16 protein-coding genes are annotated in these 14,114 nt (G+C 66.4%); 9 read left to right on the top strand and 7 right to left on the bottom strand.

The window, feature by feature from the left end; genetic code table 11:
• Nucleotides 1-16 precede the first annotated feature (16 nt).
• Together SOM18_RS06180 and SOM18_RS06175 are read right to left on the bottom strand one after the other, a co-directional pair.
• Nucleotides 17-1,474 carry a tetratricopeptide repeat protein gene (locus SOM18_RS06180; protein ID WP_320481457.1) on the bottom strand — a complete coding sequence of 486 codons (1,458 nt, stop codon included), beginning with the start codon at nt 1,472-1,474 and terminating at the stop codon, nt 17-19.
• Nucleotides 1,446-3,107, bottom strand: a complete 1,662-nt coding sequence (locus tag SOM18_RS06175) for an electron transfer flavoprotein-ubiquinone oxidoreductase (protein WP_031438904.1) — start codon at nt 3,105-3,107, stop codon at nt 1,446-1,448. Before SOM18_RS06175 ends, SOM18_RS06180 begins: the two co-directional genes overlap by 29 nt.
• Before the next feature lie 150 nt (nt 3,108-3,257).
• Between SOM18_RS06175 and SOM18_RS06170 the strand changes: the two genes are divergently transcribed.
• The 4 genes from SOM18_RS06170 to SOM18_RS06155 all read left to right on the top strand — a co-directional run bounded on the left by SOM18_RS06170 (nt 3,258) and on the right by SOM18_RS06155 (nt 6,934).
• Nucleotides 3,258-4,025, top strand: coding sequence for a uracil-DNA glycosylase (locus SOM18_RS06170; RefSeq protein ID WP_031438903.1), 768 nt, complete (start codon nt 3,258-3,260; stop codon nt 4,023-4,025).
• Nucleotides 4,022-5,893 (top strand): lytic transglycosylase domain-containing protein, encoded by a 1,872-nt coding sequence (locus SOM18_RS06165; RefSeq protein ID WP_031438902.1) that lies wholly within the window; start codon nt 4,022-4,024, stop codon nt 5,891-5,893. The genes SOM18_RS06170 and SOM18_RS06165 overlap by 4 nt, the downstream gene beginning before the upstream one ends.
• A 6-nt stretch (nt 5,894-5,899) precedes the next feature.
• Nucleotides 5,900-6,427, top strand: coding sequence for a molybdenum cofactor biosynthesis protein B (gene moaB, locus SOM18_RS06160; protein WP_031438901.1), 528 nt, complete (start codon nt 5,900-5,902; stop codon nt 6,425-6,427).
• 222 nt (nt 6,428-6,649) lie between these two features.
• Nucleotides 6,650-6,934 carry a hypothetical protein gene (locus tag SOM18_RS06155; RefSeq protein ID WP_031438900.1) on the top strand — a complete coding sequence of 95 codons (285 nt, stop codon included), beginning with the start codon at nt 6,650-6,652 and terminating at the stop codon, nt 6,932-6,934.
• A 9-nt stretch (nt 6,935-6,943) separates the two neighbouring features.
• Here SOM18_RS06155 and SOM18_RS06150 read toward each other — a convergent pair whose 3' ends face one another.
• Complete coding sequence (locus SOM18_RS06150) at nt 6,944-7,126, bottom strand: hypothetical protein (protein ID WP_031394581.1); 183 nt, start codon at nt 7,124-7,126, stop codon at nt 6,944-6,946.
• A 153-nt stretch (nt 7,127-7,279) separates the two neighbouring features.
• Here SOM18_RS06150 and SOM18_RS06145 point away from each other — a divergent pair, with 153 nt between their 5' ends.
• Nucleotides 7,280-8,002: an outer membrane protein gene (locus SOM18_RS06145; protein WP_031438899.1), complete on the top strand. Its 723-nt coding sequence runs from the start codon at nt 7,280-7,282 to the stop codon at nt 8,000-8,002.
• Nucleotides 8,003-8,084: 82 nt separating this feature from the next.
• Complete coding sequence (locus SOM18_RS06140; protein ID WP_031438898.1) at nt 8,085-9,155, top strand: PA0069 family radical SAM protein; 1,071 nt, start codon at nt 8,085-8,087, stop codon at nt 9,153-9,155.
• Nucleotides 9,156-9,187: 32 nt separating this feature from the next.
• Here SOM18_RS06140 and SOM18_RS06135 read toward each other — a convergent pair whose 3' ends face one another.
• The 4 genes from SOM18_RS06135 to thiS form a co-directional block, all read right to left on the bottom strand.
• Nucleotides 9,188-9,343, bottom strand: a complete 156-nt coding sequence (locus SOM18_RS06135) for a hypothetical protein (protein ID WP_156360324.1) — start codon at nt 9,341-9,343, stop codon at nt 9,188-9,190.
• 115 nt (nt 9,344-9,458) lie between these two features.
• A complete protein-coding gene (locus SOM18_RS06130; protein WP_320481456.1) occupies nt 9,459-10,121 on the bottom strand; it encodes an HAD-IA family hydrolase in 663 nt (220 codons plus the stop codon).
• A 141-nt stretch (nt 10,122-10,262) separates the two neighbouring features.
• Nucleotides 10,263-10,445: a CsbD family protein gene (locus SOM18_RS06125; protein ID WP_031394577.1), complete on the bottom strand. Its 183-nt coding sequence runs from the start codon at nt 10,443-10,445 to the stop codon at nt 10,263-10,265.
• Between the two features lie 105 nt (nt 10,446-10,550).
• Nucleotides 10,551-11,558, bottom strand: coding sequence for a sulfur carrier protein ThiS (gene thiS, locus SOM18_RS06120; RefSeq protein WP_081874033.1), 1,008 nt, complete (start codon nt 11,556-11,558; stop codon nt 10,551-10,553).
• A 142-nt stretch (nt 11,559-11,700) separates the two neighbouring features.
• Here thiS and aroQ point away from each other — a divergent pair, with 142 nt between their 5' ends.
• Genes aroQ through accC form a run of 3 tightly spaced genes read left to right on the top strand, consistent with a single transcriptional unit; the run spans nt 11,701 to nt 14,014 of the window.
• A complete protein-coding gene (aroQ, locus tag SOM18_RS06115; RefSeq protein ID WP_031438895.1) occupies nt 11,701-12,159 on the top strand; it encodes a type II 3-dehydroquinate dehydratase in 459 nt (152 codons plus the stop codon).
• Between the two features lie 14 nt (nt 12,160-12,173).
• Nucleotides 12,174-12,662, top strand: a complete 489-nt coding sequence (accB, locus tag SOM18_RS06110; RefSeq protein WP_320481455.1) for an acetyl-CoA carboxylase biotin carboxyl carrier protein — start codon at nt 12,174-12,176, stop codon at nt 12,660-12,662.
• Complete coding sequence (gene accC, locus SOM18_RS06105) at nt 12,662-14,014, top strand: acetyl-CoA carboxylase biotin carboxylase subunit (RefSeq protein WP_031438893.1); 1,353 nt, start codon at nt 12,662-12,664, stop codon at nt 14,012-14,014. The genes accB and accC overlap by 1 nt, the downstream gene beginning before the upstream one ends.
• Nucleotides 14,015-14,114 lie beyond the last annotated feature (100 nt).

Here is a 14,114-nt window from a genome sequence, read left to right as displayed (position 1 = left end):
GTCTCGGGATCAGGGGTCAGCGGCGCGCAGCGATCGGCAGGCCGGTGTCGATCTTCGCGGCGATGCGCGCGCGCTCCTCGGCATCGCCGGTGACGATCGCGGCCTGCCACGCATAGCGCGCCTCGTACCGTCGGCCCATGCTCCAATAGGCATCACCGAGATGATCGCCGATTTCGGCATTGGTCGGCTCCGCCTGCGCGGCACGCTCGAGCAAGGGCAGTGCGCGTCGCGTATCGCCGGCGCGGTGATAGGCCCAGCCGAGCGAGTCGGTGACGGACGGATTGGCGGGATCGAGCCGGCTCGCCCGCTCGAGCAGCCGGATCGAGCCCGCGATGTCGTCGCCATGCTCGACCTGCGCGAATCCCAGATAATTCAGCGCGAGCGGTTGCGTCGGGGCGAGGGCAACCGCCTTGCGGAGCGCGACGCGCGCCTCGGGCCAGCGCCCCGCCTGATCGAGCGCCCCGCCATATTGCAGCCACGCCCCCCAGCCGCCGCGCGCGGCCGCCGGCGCGCCGTGATCCGCCGCCAGAACCCGGCCATACCACTGCGCCGCCGCCGCCGCATCGCCGGTCGTCAGCAACAGGTCAGCGTAACGCTGCCAGTCACCGGCGACCGCCTCCTGCCGCTCGGCGCGTGTCTTCGCGATGGCCAGCGCCGCCTCGTCACGGCCGGCGACCGACAGGATTTCGAGACGCTTGGCGATCGCCGCCTCTGCGGACGGCGACGTGCCATCGACCCTGTCGAGCACCACCAGCGCGCGGTCGACCCGGTCGCTATGCGCAAGCGCGTCGGCAAGGACGATTCGCGCGGGGGCATAAGCGGGATCGGCCTCCACCGCAGCCTGGGCGAGCGCGATTGCCAGCGGCGACGGCGCCCCTGCAATAAGGTCTCCCGCCAGCCCCGCGAACGTTTGCGCGACGGCAAGGCCGAGTGGCTGGCGCGCGGGGGCGGCAGCGATGCGCTTACGCGTCTCGGCGGCGAAGCGGCGTGCAACCGGGTCATTGCCTGCGGTCGCCAGCGCCGCGCTCGGATCGCGGTGCTCGGCGCGCGAGACCCATGCGTTCAATGATGGTGCGAGGACGACCAGCGGGCCCTTGCCGAGCGTGGCGATCGCCGTCCGGGTCGCCCGGGTGTCGCCCTTGCGCGCGGCGGCGGCGAGCGGGAACAGTGCGGCGTCCGCAGGCGCGACTCCGGCTCTCGCCAGCACCCCCGCCGCGCGCGCGACGAGCGGCATGTCACCCGCCTCGATCCCCTCCCGGTAGGCGCGGATCGCAACGACCGGATCGTCGGGCGCCGCCGCCAGTGCCAGGGCATACTGGTCCGCGGCAATCGTCACCCGCCCGTCCGCATCCGCGGCGCGCGCCTTGAGATAGGCGGAGAGACCGCCGGTGTCGGCCAGCGCCGCCGTCGGGGCGGTCAGCAGGCCGATCGCCAGCAGGACAGACTTACATGTTGGGATAGTTGGGGCCTCCACCGCCCTCGGGCACGACCCAGTTGATGTTCTGCGTCGGGTCCTTGATGTCGCAGGTCTTGCAGTGGACGCAGTTCTGCGCGTTGATCACGAACTTCGGATCGCCCGTCTCTTCGCCCACCACCTCGTAAACGCCGGCCGGGCAATAGCGTTGAGCGGGTTCGTCGTACATCGGCAGGTTGTAGGCGATCGGCACCGCCGGGTCCTTCAGCGTCAGGTGGACCGGCTGGTCCTCCTCGTGATTGGTGTTCGAGATGAACACCGACGACAGCCGGTCGAACGTCAGCACGCCGTCCGCCTTGGGATAGACGATCGGCTTGACCAGATCCTTGCGCCACAGGCTTTCGTGATCGGGATGATGGTGCATCGTGAACGGCACCTTCAGCCCCCAATGCTCGAGCCACATCGTCACACCGGCAAGCCCGGACCCTAGCATGTCGCCGAATTTCTTGACGAGGGGCACGACGTTGCGGACGACCGACAGCTCCTTCTTGACCCAGCTGCGTTCGAACGCTTCGGGATAGGCGGCGAGTTCGTCATGCCCGCGCTGCGACACGATCGCGTCGACTGCAGCCTCGGCCGCCATCATGCCCGACTTCATCGCAGTGTGCGTGCCCTTGATCCGCGGCACGTTCAGGAAGCCGGCGCTGTCGCCGATCAGTGCGGCACCCGGCATCACGAGCTTCGGAATCGACTGCAGCCCGCCGTCGCTGATCGCGCGTGCGCCATAGCTGACCCGCTTGGCGCCCTTGAGCAGCGCCGCGATCTCGGGATGCGTCTTCCAGCGCTGCATCTCGTGGAACGGCGAGAGATGCGGATTGGTGTAGTTCAGCCAGGTGACGAAGCCGATCGAGACCTGGCCATTGGCCTGGTGATAGATCCAGCCGCCGCCGTTCGACCCGTCGGTTTCGCTGAGCGGCCAGCCCTGCGTATGGATGACGCGGCCGGGCGAATGGAGCGCGGGATCGATGTCCCACAATTCCTTGATGCCAAGACCATAGACCTGCGGGTCGCTGTCCTTGGCGAGATCGAACTTCGCGATCAGCTGCTTGGTCAGGTGACCGCGACAGCCTTCGGAAAAGAAGGTGTATTTGGCGTGGAGTTCGAGCCCCGGGGTATAATCGCCCTTGTGCGTGCCGTCGCGCGCGACGCCCATGTCGCCGGTCGCGACGCCCTTCACCGATCCGTCGTCGTTGAACAGGATCTCGGCGGCCGCGAAGCCGGGGAATATCTCGACGCCGAGCTCCTCCGCCTTGCCCGCCATCCAGCGGCACAGATTGCCGAGGCTGCCGGTATAGGTGCCCTTGTTGTGCATGAACGACGGCGTGACGAAGTGCGGCATCTCGCTCTTCTTCGTCTTGCTGAGGATCCAGTGATGATTCTCCGTCACCGGCACTTCTGCCAGCGGACAGCCATCCTCGCGCCAGTCGGGCAGCAGCTCGTCGAGGCTCTTGGGATCGATGACCGCGCCCGACAGGATGTGCGCGCCGACCTCGGATCCCTTTTCGAGCACGCAGACCGAGATGTCCGCGTCCTTCTCGGCCGCCAGCTGTTTCAGCCGGATCGCTGCCGAAAGCCCCGCCGGACCTGCGCCGACGATCACTACGTCGTAGGGCATCGATTCACGTGTCGTCATCATCGTCTCCCGGGGGATGGTCCCTGTCTGCCCGGCTTCCCGCCCCTCCCGTTCGTTCGGGCTCGGGCCGGCACCGTCTTGTCCGTGTCGCGTCTATTTAGGCGATTGCGCGAGTTGACCGCCACGTCAACCACGCAGCATAGGAGACATATGGGGGCGGATCAGACCATCGACTGGCGCAACGCCGCGGTCAGCGTGCTCGACTGGTGGCACGATGCCGGTGTCGACATGCTCGTCGACGACGCCCCGCGCGACTGGTTCGCGGCACCCGAACCGCTGGTTATCGCGCCGCCGGCGCCCGCCGGCGTGTCCGTCGCACCGCCGGTGGCGGTCGCCACGATGCCGCTGTCGCTGACCGAATTCCTGGCCTGGCGGACCGGCGCGGATGTGCCCGAGGCGGGATGGAACGGCATTTCGCTGGCGGCCGAAGGGCCGGCTGACGCTACGGTCATGGTGCTTGCCGACTGCCCCGATCGTGACGACGGCACGGACAATGGCGGCGCCGGTCAATTGCTGAGCGGCGCATCGGGTCGTCTGCTCGACCGCATGCTCGCGGCGATCGGACTGACCCGGTCGGAGGTCCATGTCGCGGCGGTCTGCGCCAAGCGCCCGACCGCGGGCCGCATCCAGCGCGAGGTCGAGGACCGGCTGGCGGAGATCGCCAAGCATCACATCGAACTTGTTGCGCCCAAGCGGTTGCTTCTGCTCGGCAATGCGGCGAGCCGTGCCATCCTCGGGATGGAATTACAGGCGGCGCGGGGACGTTTACATGGAATTAGCCATAAGGTCGGAGAAGCAGGCGTGGTCGCCAGCTTTCACCCGCGCTTTCTGATCGAGAAGCCGGCGGCCAAGGCAGAAGCCTGGAAGGATTTGCAGATGTTGATGGGGGGCCAGATGTCTCAGGAGACGCGGGCATGACCCGCACGCTCGCAATCCTGCTCGGTTGTGCGGCATTGCCGCTGCCCGCTCTGGCGGCACCGATCGCCGACAGCGGTACGGGCGATGCCCGACTCGTTGCCGGTGCACCCACCGCCGAACAGATTCCCGATCAGCTCGATCCGGCGCAGCGCGACGCCTATCGCGCGGTCTTCGGCGCGATCCGCGACGGCAAATGGACCGATGCGCAGATCCAGCTCGATACCATGAAGCCCGGCCCGCTCCATGCGATCGCGCGCGCCGAGATGTACATCGCCAAGGGATCGCCGAGGATCGAGATGGCGCCGCTCGTCGCGCTGCTGAATGAAGCCCCCGAGCTCCCCGAGGCGGAACAGATTGCACGCCTCGCCACGGTCCGTGGCGCGGTCGATCTGCCCCCCCTGCCCGTCGCGCAGCGTTTGATCTGGCAGGACGGCGCACCGCGTCGGGTGCGCGCGAAGAGCCTCAAAGGCGATATGATCGCCGCCGACCTCGCGCTGAAGATGCAGCCTTACGTCAAGGCGGACATGGGCCGCGAGGCGCAGTCACTGCTCGACAGCACGCCCGGTCTCACGCCCGAGACGCTGACCGAATGGCAGCAGAAGATCGCGTGGATCTATTTCCTCCAGGGTGACGACGCCAATGCGCGCGTCATGGCCGCCAAGGGCCAGGACGGCGTCGGCGAATGGGCAGTCCAGGCGCGCTGGGTTGGGGCGCTGGCCGCGTGGCGACAGAATGACTGTGCCAACGCCGGCACGGGGTTCGAAGGCGTCGCGGCACGCGCGGGCGATGTCGACCTGCGCGCAGCGGCGCTCTACTGGGCGTCGCGTGCCGACATGGTCTGCGCACGTCCCGACAAGATCCAGGGCCGGCTGAAGGCCGCGGCGCAGTTCGGCGAAAGCTTCTACGGCCAGCTCGCACGACAGCAGCTCGCGATGGCCGATCCCGCGCGGGTCGGCGGCAGCGGTCCCGGCGGCGTGGTCGCGCGCGACTGGAAGGTCGTCGAGAAGCGCCCCAATGTCCGCGTCGCAGCTGCGCTCGTCGAGGTCGGCGAGACCGAACTGGCCGATACCGTCATCCGCCAGCAGGCGAAGATCGGCGATCCCCGCGAATTCCGCAATCTCGTCCGGGTCGCAGAGGCACTCAGCCTGCCCGCCACGACCGTCTGGCTCGCGCACAACTGTCCGCAAGGGATCACCACCGCGGCCGAGGCGCGCTATCCGACGCCGAACTGGACGCCTGACAGCGGCTGGCACATCGACAAGGCGCTGGTCTACGCGCACACGCTCGAGGAATCGCGCTTCCGCAACACGGTGCGCAGCCCCGCAGGCGCGTACGGCCTGATGCAGATCATGCCCGCAGCGGCGACCGACTTTGCGCGCGAACGCGGCACGTCGATCGACCTCAAGGCGCTGACCAAGCCGTCGACCAACATGGACATCGGCCAGCGGCATCTCGAACGGCTGCGCGACATGGCCGGCGTTACCGGCGGGCTGCTGCCCAAGGTGATCGCAGCCTATAATGCGGGCCCGCGCCCGGTCGGCGACTGGAACGCGATCGTCCACGATAATGGCGATCCGCTGCTGTATATCGAAAGCATTCCCTATTGGGAGACGCGCGGCTACGTCACCACCGTGCTGCGCAACTACTGGATGTACGAAGCGCAGGGTGGGCGGAAGGCCTCGACCAGCCGCAACGCACTGGCGCAGGGCATGTGGCCGCGGTTCCCCGGCCTGCCCGGCGCGACCGCGATCCGCATGAACGCCCGGCCGAATGCGCGCGCGAGCGCGAGCCTCACCGCGCATCAGCCGATGATCGCGGTCAACGCCAGCGTCGGCGCGCAATCCTCCACCGTCACACGCGCGGACTGATCTTTTATGCCAATCGACGAAAGCCGGACCTTTCTGCCGGTCCGGATCGCCGTGCTGACGGTGTCCGACACGCGCGGACTGGCCGAGGATCGCTCGGGTGATACGCTCGTCGCACGACTGGCAGAGGCAGGGCATGTGCTCGCCGATCGCCGAATCGAGAAGGATGACGTCGAGACGATCGTCGCCCGCCTCCACGCCTGGATCGATGATCCGGCGGTCGACTGCGTCATCACCACGGGCGGTACCGGCGTCACCGGCCGTGACGTGACGCCCGAGGCGGTCGAGCGCGTTGCCGAAAAGATGATCCCCGGGTTCGGCGAACTGTTCCGGATGCTCAGCTACAGGACGATCGGCACGTCGACGGTGCAATCGCGGGCCTGTGCCTGTGTCGCGCACGGCACCTATATCTTCGCGCTGCCGGGTTCGACCGGCGCGGTGAAGGACGGGTGGGACGGGATCCTGCGCGACCAGCTCGACAGCCGTCACCGGCCCTGCAACTTCGTCGAACTGATGCCGCGCCTGCTCGAGCGCTGACCGCGCACGTCGACGGGCCATGTTTCGGCATCGATTCCCAACTGATGGCGCGATTTCCGCTGGGCATGGATCGCGCTGATCGCCGCTGCGGGCAAAAAAGACGAGGTTTCAGAGCGCAGAAGCGAAGTGTCTTAGTGTAGTAGGCAACTGGCACGCCAGATGCATTGGTCTTCACGCTGCCCCCGGGCGGCTCGACCTCATCTTCTGGAAGGACACACCATCATGCCCGCTCTGCCAACCACGCGTACGCTCGGCCGCACCGCCACCCTCATCACGATCGCTATTGCCACGGCCGTCAGCCCGACGATCGCGAACGCCGCACCGCGGGGAAGCGCGACACAGGCCCAGATGACGACGCTGAAATATGATGCGAAGTCGCGCAAATACTGCCTGACCGAACCCGCAGTCACCGGCACCCGCATCGACCGGATCACCTGCCGCACCGCATCCGCCTGGGCCGCGTCGGGCCTCGACATGCCGAAGGAGTTGATCCTCGCCCAGAAATGATCGTGGCGTTCAGCCTCTCGCGGCGTGGATCAGATCGACGAGCTGCTTGTTGATCGCCGCGCCGTGGAGGTGGAGATGCACCGCGTCATACCCCTCGCGGCGCAATCGCTGGCGCAGACCGTTGACCGAATCGCACTCGCCGGACCGCGCAAGTTCGAAGGCCCGCTCCACCGTCGTCAGATTCTCTGCCATACCCCGTTCTACGCGCAAAACCGCCGCGCGACCATCCGCGGCACCTTACCCGGCCTGCCGCGCTTCCGGTTAACGTCCTGTCAGCATTCCCGCGCGATACCAGGCAGGTACCGGCCCGTCGACGACGACGGGCGGCAAGGGGGAAGTATCAGTATGCGTAAAATCTACCTGCTCGCGCTCGTCGCAGCCGGGGCCGCCGCCACGCCGGTCGTGGCGCAGTCCTCTGACAGCCGGACCTATGACGGTCGCGCCTATGACCGATTCGACCGCGATTCGCGCGGCAATCCGGCAAGCCAGGTCTCGGGCCTGCGGGTCGAACCCCGGATCGGCTATGAACGCGTCATTTCCGAGCTGAACGTCGACACGGCGAACGACTCGGCAAGCGTCCGCGTCGGCAAGAGCGGCGTCACCTATGGCGGCGAGGTCGGCTATGACGCGCAGGTCAATGTCAGCGCGGTGCTCGGCGTCTATGCCGGTCTCGAAGGGTCAAGCGCGAAGCAGTGCGAGTACGACATCGTGAGCGTGGGCGATCGCACCTGCATCGCCGCCAACCGCAACATCACCGTCGGCGCCCGCGGCGGCTATCTCCTGTCCCCGACGACGCTTCTGTATGTGAAGGGCGGCTTTTCGAGTGGCCGGTTGCGCCTGAGCAACCGCAACGCGACGGTTGAGGAAAACAACGTCGCGGGGTCCGACTCGCTGAGCGGCTTCCACGCGGGGGCCGGTATCCAGACCGCGTTCTCGTCGCGCTTCTACGGCAAGCTCGAGTACGTCTACACCGATTATAACGGCTATGAGGTGAACGACGGCACGACCAAGACCAGCCTCGATTTCAGCCGCCACCAGGCGATCGCGGGGTTCGGCGTCAGGTTCTGAACGCGCATGACGACACCGGGCGGCGTCGGGGACGCTGCCCGTTTGTTCTTTCTTCGTTCCTCGCCCGATGCTAGGATCGGGGATGACCAGACCCCGCCCGGTACGCGGTGCGACGCTGAACGGCGAAAGCACGCGCTTCAACCTTCCGCAGACCGAAGCGGACGGCGACTGGCTTGATGCGCGCGATGCGATCGACGGCGCGGCACCCCGGCTGCGGACGACCGTCACGGTCGAGCGGGCCAGGACGATTATCAGTCGCAATGCATCGCCTGACATCCCCTTCGACCGTTCGATCAATCCCTACCGCGGCTGCGAGCATGGCTGCATCTATTGCTTTGCCAGGCCGAGCCACGCGTTTCACGATCTATCGCCCGGCCTCGATTTCGAAAGCCGGCTCTTCGCCAAGCCCGACGCCGCCGCGCTGCTCCGGGCCGAGCTGGCGAAACCGGGGTACAGCGCGCGGCCGATGGCGCTGGGGACCAACACCGATCCCTATCAGCCGATCGAAGCCGACTGGCGGATCACTCGCGGCATCATCGAGGTGCTGGCCGAGACCAACCACCCGCTGACGATCACGACCAAGTCGGATCGCGTCATCCGCGATCTCGATCTGCTCGCCCCGATGGCGGCAAAGGGTCTGGCCGCGGTCGCGATGTCGATCACGTCGCTCGATCCGAAGATCGCGGCAACGCTCGAACCCCGCGCGCCGCATCCCGAGCGACGGCTTGCGGCGGTCAGCGCGCTCGCGGCGGCGGGCGTGCCGGTCTATGTCTCGATCGCGCCGGTAATCCCCGCGATCACGGATCACGAGATCGAACATCTGATCGCGCGCGCCGCACAGGCCGGTGCGCGTTTTGCGTTCTTCATCCCGGTCCGCCTGCCCTGGGAAGTCGCGCCGCTGTTCCGTGCGTGGCTGGACGCGCATTTTCCCGATCGCGCCGGCAAAGTCATGGCGACGATCCAGTCGATCCGCGGCGGACGCGACAATGATCCGGGGTTCGGCAGCCGGATGAAGGGGCAAGACCCCTGGGCGGACCTGCTCAAGACGAGGTTCGATATTGCCGTGCGGAAGCACGGACTTAACGCGGAACGGGTCGGATTGCGGTGTGACCTGTTCCGCGCGCCACAGGGGCCGCAGGGGGAGTTATTCTGATCCAGGCCCCGGCTTGATTGCGGCCCCCGTGATCAGATCAGGCGCAGCGCCTGATCCAGTTGCTCGCGATAATATCGTTCGAGGTCGCGGTGCATCTGCGCGACCGCGGGGTTCGGTGCGATGCGCGCGAGTACGGCCTGGTCGTCCATGAAGCGTTCGAGCTTGGCTGGTCGCACCGGAAATTCCATCCGCCGATCCTGCGCTCAACTCATTACCAGTGTATATCCATAATGCGTCGAAAACAGATCAATCTCGGATAGTTACCCGTCATGCGGCCGGATCGACGATGTCATGATCCAGCCCTTATTCGCGGCCAAGCCGCCAGCGACCAGGACCGTCGGCCGTAAGCTCAACACCGTCATAATCCACAATCGCATGCCGCGCTGCGTCCACGCGGTGGTCGGGGCCATGCGTTGCCGTGATGACGACGACATCGGATCCCGCGGCATCGGCTGCCGCAATACCTGCCGGTGCATCCTCGAAGACAAGACAGTCGGATGCCGGTACACCCAGACGCTCGGCGGCCAGCAGGAAACAGTCGGGCGCGGGCTTGCCGTTTGCGACGTCCTCGGCCGCGATGAACTGCGCCGGGATCGCCAGACCCGCGGCGGCAAGACGCCGCTCGGCCAGCGCGCGCGGTGCCGAGGTCACGATCGTCCAGCGCCCGGCCGGCAGTGTCGCGAGGAAATCAGCCGCACCACGGATCGGGGTAATGTCCCCGACATCCTCCATCTCGGCGGCGGTGATCGCAGCCGCTTCGACGACCGGGTCGACGCCAGGCAGACCCAGTCGCCGAACCGTCTCGACCGACTGGACGCCGTGAATCGTGGGCAGGAAGGTCGCGACATCCAGGCCGTGCGCAATCGCCCATGCCGTCCAGGTCCGCTCGGCAGATGCGATCGACGTCAGGATCGTTCCGTCCATGTCGAACAGGAAGGCGGCGTAGCTGCGGGTCGGCAGGGTCATGGAGTATCTCGCTTAATCATTTAGCTGTCCTGGTCGGCGGCAACACCATTACCAGGTCCCGCGCAGCGCGCGACGGCGACGCCAAAGAAAAGGCCACTCCGGTTTCCCGAAGCGGCCATATTTCTGTCATCAAGCCTAAGCTTAGATGTCGTCGCCGAGCGCGCCCTTGACGCTGCCCTTGACGTTCTGCGCAGTACCCTTGGCCTGCTGTGCTTCGCCTTCTGCGACCATACGATCGTTATCGGTTGCCTTGCCTACGGCTTCCTTGACGTTGCCTGCGACCTTGTTGCCTGCGGCTGCGACCTTATCGGTGAATTCGCCCATGAGAGCCTCCACTATGTTGTGCGATACGCCAATCGTACCGCTCTGAACTTGTGAGACTATAACGGCCGTCTTTATCGAGGGTTCCGTGACGTTTGCGTCATGGTGTCAGATCAGGCCGGCAAGCGGGCTCGAGGGATCGGCATAACGTCGCTGCCCCATCCGCCCCGCGCGATAGGCAAGCCGCCCCGATTCGACCGCGGATTTCATCGCCGCCGCCATCATCAGCGGATCCTTCGCCTCGGCGATCGCGGTGTTCATCAGCACGCCGTCGCAACCGAGTTCCATCGCCACCGCCGCATCCGATGCCGTGCCGACGCCTGCATCGACAAGCACGGGCACCCCTGCCCCCTCGACGATCAGCCGGATCGTCACGCGGTTCTGGATACCCAGACCCGAGCCGATCGGCGCGCCCAGCGGCATGATTGCAACCGCGCCCGCATTCTCCAGCCGCTTGGTCGCGATCGGATCGTCGACGCAATAGACCATCGGCTTGAAGCCCTCGTTCGCCAGGATTTCCGTCGCGCGCAGCGTCTCGACCATGTCGGGATAAAGCGTCTTCGCCTCGCCGAGCACCTCGAGCTTCACCAGCTCCCAGCCGCCCGCCTCGCGCGCCAGCCGCAGCGTCCGGATCGCCGATTCGGCGTCGAAGCAGCCCGCGGTATTGGGGAGGTAGGTAATCTTCTTCGGGTCGATGAAGTCGGTCAGCATCGGCGCATTGCGATCCGAGACGTTGACGCGGCGCACGGCGACGGTGACGATCTCCGCCCCCGACGCCTCGACCGCGGCGGCGTTCTGCGCGAAATCCTTGTACTTGCCGGTGCCGACGATCAGCCGCGAGCGGAAGGTGCGGCCGGCAACCGTCCAGCTGTCGGTGTTGATCGCCGCGGCATGATCGCCGCCGCCGACGAAGTGCACGATCTCGAGGTCGTCGCCATCCTCGACCATCACGTCCGCCAGCGTCGAACGCGGCACCACCTCCATATTGCGTTCGACCGCGATCTTTTCGGGGATGAGGCCCAGCTCGGTCGCGAGCCCTGCAAGGCTGAGGCCGGTGGAGACACGCTTGTGCTCGCCGTTCACGGTGATCGAGACGGTGCCGTCGGAGTGGGGCATGCAGAGTTTTCCGTTCGTTTCGACCGAAGTCGGGAAACCACCCGTCCGCTGCCGGTCTCATGTCTCGACTTCGCTCGACACGAACGGGTAAGGGGGGTGCATATAGAGGGTGGTTTGCCGCCCCTGCAACCAGGAGCAGCCTTTGACCGCGACAGTCCCTGCCACCGTCCCTGCGACAATCTTCGTCCTGAACGGCCCCAACCTCAACCTGCTGGGGACGCGCGAGCCGGAGATTTACGGCGACGAGACGCTCGACGATATCGCCGGCCAGCTCGAGGACCGCGCGCGCGAACTCGACCTGACGATCGACATGCGCCAGTCGAATCATGAAGGGCACCTCGTCGACTGGATCCAGGAGGCGCAGGCGCGCGGCGCGAAGGCCGTCATCCTCAATGCCGGCGCATTCACGCATACCTCGGTCGCGGTCCATGACGCGATCAAGGGCGTGAAGACACCGGTGATCGAGGTCCATCTTTCCAATCCCCACGCCCGCGAATCGTTCAGGCACGTCAGCCTGGTCGGACAGGCGGCGAAGGGAACGATCGCGGGTTTCGGCGCGCTTTCGTATCTGCTCGCGCTTGAAGCCGTCGCACGGTTCTGACAGGAGGCCCCGCCATGACCGATACACCAGAAACAACAGGCGCAATGCAGGTCGATGTGACCCTGGTGCGCCAGCTCGCCGAACTGCTCGACACCACGCAGCTGACCGAGATCGAAGTCGAGGACGGCTCGCGCCGGATCCGCGTCGCACGCAAGGCAGCGCAGGCCGCACCCGTCGCGCACTATGCCCCCTCCCCTGCGGCGCCCACCGTCTCCGCACCGCTGGCGATCCCGCAGGCCGAGGTCGGCGCGTCCGCCCCGGCGATCAGCGCGAGCGCGGTCAAGTCGCCGATGGTCGGCACGGTCTATCTGGCCGCCAACCCCGAGGCGAAGCCGTTCTCGACCGTCGGCCAGAAGGTCAATGCGGGCGACACGCTGCTGATCATCGAGGCGATGAAGGTGATGAACACGATCGTCGCGCCCTCGGCCGGCACCGTCACCGCGATTCTTGTCGAGAACGGCCAGCCGGTCGAATTCGACCAGCCGCTGGTCGTGGTCGAATAATGAAGCAAATCAAGAAGCTGCTCATTGCGAACCGCGGCGAGATCGCGCTGCGGATCCACCGTGCCTGCCATGAGATGGGCATCAAGACGGTGGCGGTCCATTCGACCGCCGACGCCGACGCGATGCACGTACGGCTCGCGGACGAGGCGATCTGCATCGGACCGCCGTCGGCGACCGACAGCTATCTGAACATCCCCAACATCATCTCCGCCGCCGAGATCAGCGGCGCGGATGCGATCCATCCGGGCTACGGCTTTCTCAGCGAGAACGCGCAGTTCGCCGAGATCGTCGAGCTGCACAACATCCTGTTCGTCGGGCCCAAGCCCGAGCACATCCGCACGATGGGCGACAAGGTCCAGGCCAAGCGCACCGCGGGCGCGCTCGGACTGCCGCTCGTCCCCGGCTCGGACGGCGCGATCAGCGACATCGCCGAGGCCAAGCGGATCGCCGACGAGATCGGCTATCCGGTGATCATCAAGGCGGCCTCCGGCGGCGGCGGTCGCGGGATGAAGGTCGTCACCGATGCCGAAGACCTCGAAACGCAGATGCAGCAGGCCGGCAGCGAGGCAAAGGCCGCGTTCGGCGACGCCACCGTCTACATGGAAAAATACCTCGGCAATCCGCGGCATATCGAATTCCAGATCTTCGGTGACGGCGAGGGCAACGCGATCCATCTCGGCGAGCGCGACTGCTCGCTCCAGCGCCGCCACCAGAAGGTGCTCGAGGAAGCCCCCTCACCGATCATCACCGCCGAAGAGCGCGAGCGGATGGGCGGCATCGTCGCCAAGGCGATGGCCGACATGGGCTATCGCGGCGCGGGGACGATCGAGTTCCTGTGGGAAGCGGGTGAGTTCTACTTCATCGAGATGAACACCCGACTCCAGGTCGAGCATCCGGTGACCGAGATGATCACCGGCCTCGATCTCGTGCGCGAACAGATCCGCATCGCCGAGGGGCATCCGCTAACGCTGCGCCAGGAAGATGTGCAGTTCCGCGGCCATGCGATCGAATGCCGCATCAATGCCGAGGATCCGCGCACCTTCGCGCCGTCGCCGGGGCTGGTGAAGCTCTATCATGCACCCGGCGGAATGCATGTCCGCGTCGATAGCGGGCTCTATGCCGGCTACCGCGTGCCGCCCTATTACGACTCGATGGTCGCCAAGCTGATCGTCTACGGCGCGACGCGTCAGGGCGCGTTGCGACGGTTGCGGCGTGCGCTCGAGGAGATGGTGATCGAGGGCGTCACGACGACGATTCCCCTGCATCGCGCGCTGCTCGACGATCCCGAATTCCAGGAGGGCGCGTACACGATCAAGTGGCTGGAAGAGTGGCTCGCCAAGCAGGGGGCGTAAGCGCTCCTGCCACTTAGAATGTTCTCCCGCGAAGGCGGGAGAACAAGAACCGGGCGGGACACATGGTCTGGCCGAGGTCAGTCCAATGACGACGGAGCAT

It is taken from the genome of Sphingomonas sp. CFBP9019, from assembly GCF_034045155.1.
GTDB classification, from domain to species: Bacteria; Pseudomonadota; Alphaproteobacteria; order Sphingomonadales; family Sphingomonadaceae; genus Sphingomonas; species Sphingomonas aerolata.
This window is presented reverse-complemented; position numbering and strand designations above follow the sequence as displayed.

Bases quoted from the DNA above. Each gene is read 5' to 3' on its own strand.
- accB (WP_320481455.1), top strand. From the start codon at position 12,174: ATGACCGATACACCAGAAACAACAGGCGCAATGCAGGTCGATGTGACC.
- SOM18_RS06125 (WP_031394577.1), bottom strand. From the start codon at position 10,445: ATGGGCGAATTCACCGATAAGGTCGCAGCCGCAGGCAACAAGGTCGCA.
- SOM18_RS06155 (WP_031438900.1), top strand. From the start codon at position 6,650: ATGCCCGCTCTGCCAACCACGCGTACGCTCGGCCGCACCGCCACCCTC.
- moaB (WP_031438901.1), top strand. From the start codon at position 5,900: ATGCCAATCGACGAAAGCCGGACCTTTCTGCCGGTCCGGATCGCCGTG.
- SOM18_RS06150 (WP_031394581.1), bottom strand. From the start codon at position 7,126: ATGGCAGAGAATCTGACGACGGTGGAGCGGGCCTTCGAACTTGCGCGG.
- thiS (WP_081874033.1), bottom strand. From the start codon at position 11,558: ATGCCCCACTCCGACGGCACCGTCTCGATCACCGTGAACGGCGAGCAC.
- SOM18_RS06135 (WP_156360324.1), bottom strand. From the start codon at position 9,343: ATGGAATTTCCGGTGCGACCAGCCAAGCTCGAACGCTTCATGGACGAC.
- SOM18_RS06170 (WP_031438903.1), top strand. From the start codon at position 3,258: ATGGGGGCGGATCAGACCATCGACTGGCGCAACGCCGCGGTCAGCGTG.
- SOM18_RS06145 (WP_031438899.1), top strand. From the start codon at position 7,280: ATGCGTAAAATCTACCTGCTCGCGCTCGTCGCAGCCGGGGCCGCCGCC.
- SOM18_RS06165 (WP_031438902.1), top strand. From the start codon at position 4,022: ATGACCCGCACGCTCGCAATCCTGCTCGGTTGTGCGGCATTGCCGCTG.
- accC (WP_031438893.1), top strand. From the start codon at position 12,662: ATGAAGCAAATCAAGAAGCTGCTCATTGCGAACCGCGGCGAGATCGCG.
- SOM18_RS06140 (WP_031438898.1), top strand. From the start codon at position 8,085: ATGACCAGACCCCGCCCGGTACGCGGTGCGACGCTGAACGGCGAAAGC.
- SOM18_RS06175 (WP_031438904.1), bottom strand. From the start codon at position 3,107: ATGACGACACGTGAATCGATGCCCTACGACGTAGTGATCGTCGGCGCA.
- SOM18_RS06130 (WP_320481456.1), bottom strand. From the start codon at position 10,121: ATGACCCTGCCGACCCGCAGCTACGCCGCCTTCCTGTTCGACATGGAC.